The sequence below is a fragment of the Endozoicomonas sp. SESOKO2 genome (assembly GCF_024606245.1).
Classification (GTDB): Bacteria; Pseudomonadota; Gammaproteobacteria; order Pseudomonadales; family Endozoicomonadaceae; genus Endozoicomonas_A.
In genome coordinates this window covers 1-1,618 of the sequence record NZ_JAHHPQ010000457.1, presented here as the reverse complement: position 1 = coordinate 1,618, position 1,618 = coordinate 1, and the positions used below count along the sequence as shown (strand labels likewise).

At 45.6% G+C, this 1,618-nt stretch carries 2 protein-coding genes; both read right to left on the bottom strand.

Going from position 1 to position 1,618, the window contains the following annotated elements; translation table 11 throughout:
- Positions 1-182 (bottom strand): hypothetical protein (locus tag KDK17_RS10440; RefSeq protein ID WP_257288028.1); only part of this gene is annotated, 182 nt, incomplete at its 3' end.
- Positions 183-362: 180 nt separating this feature from the next.
- The coding region (locus tag KDK17_RS10435) for a WD40 repeat domain-containing protein (RefSeq protein WP_257288027.1) at positions 363-1,618 on the bottom strand (1,256 nt) is incomplete at its 5' end.

Below are 1,618 nucleotides of genomic sequence, written 5' to 3'. Positions count from 1 at the left end.
ATAATTTTGATGGTTAATTCCTCGGGCAAATCGTGCAATGAAACTGTTTTCTTTAACTCTCTGTCGGGTATAGCGATGGACCAACCTCCACTGGTACCCGCTGATGCTCGGCGCAATGGAGCGTTCGCAGGCGGTAGGGAGGGTAAATCGACTATGCCCGATTTATTATTCGCAGAATCCAAACCTGGTTTCTCCTGTGTTACTACTCTGTCTCGATTAAAAAAGGGCTTCCAACGCTGATGCAATTAATCAGAGCAGGTTTTACAGTAAAAGTTCAAAACATGGTTTTAACTGCAACTAATAAAGTTTCTGTCTTTCAGCACCTTTAGAATGGCGTCCCTTTTATTGATCACAGCAAACCATCAATGACTCATCCGAAGTCTGTTAATTTGCACCTTGTTATTGTCAGAGATGGTCATTACATGGTGGCCATCGGAGCTAAAGGTGGCTGAATCAATCGAATCATTATGGGAGATGATGGCTTTTTCGACCCATGACCCATCAAGCTCCTGACCATAAATTTTTGCCGTTCGATCTTTACTGGCGGTTACCAGATGGCGGCCATCGGGACTAAAAGAGGCTGAGTTGACCCAGGAATCGTGAGAAATAGTGGCTTCTTTCTGCCATGATCCATCGGTCTTCAGGCCATATATGATTGCCGTTCCATCATTACTGACGGTCACTACACTGCGTCCATCGGCGCTGAAGGTAGCTGAGTTGATAAAGTCATCATGGGAAATGGTGACATTTTCTTCCCATGATCCATTGGCTTGCTGGCTATGGATTTTGACCTTGTTATCTTCACCGAGGGTCATCACATGACGGCCATCGGCACTGAAGTCGGCTGAGGCGACCGAGTCATCATGAGGAATGATGACTGTTTTTTCCCATGAACCAGCTGTCTTTTCACCATAAATTTTCGCCGTGTGATCTGAACTGGCCGTCACCAAATGGTGACCATCGAAACTGAAGGTAGCTGAATTCACAATGTCATCATGGGAAATGATCAATTTTTCTAACCATGCTCCATCTTCATTCCGTTCGAGGATTTTCACCTTTGTATCATTTCCAACGGTCACCACATGTCGGCCATCGGCACCAAAAGACGCTAAGTCGATCCAGTCATCGTGGGAAATGGTGAATTCTTCTTCCCATAATCCATAAGTCTTCTGACAGAAGATTTTCGCCGTGTTATCGAAACTGGTAGTGACCAAATGACGGCTATCGGCGCTGAAGGTGACAAACGTGACCCAATCATTATGGGAAAGAGTGAGTTTGTCTTCCCATGATCCATCATCCTTCTGACTAATAATTTTTGCCGTGTGGTCGTCACTGGCGGTTACCAAATGGTGACCATCAGGGCTGAAGATGGCTAAGTTGATCATAAGATTATGGGAAATAGTGTGTTTATGAACCCATCTCCCACCGGCTTCCTGACCATAGATTTTCGACGTGTTATCCAAACTGACGGTCACCAAATGGTGGCTATCTGCACTGAAGGTGGCTGAGATGATGGCAGAATCGTGGGCAATGATGGCTTTTTTCACCCATGATCCATTGTAATTCTGGCCATAGATTTTCGCCTTTTTGTCGTCACTGGCTGTCACGACGTAGCGGC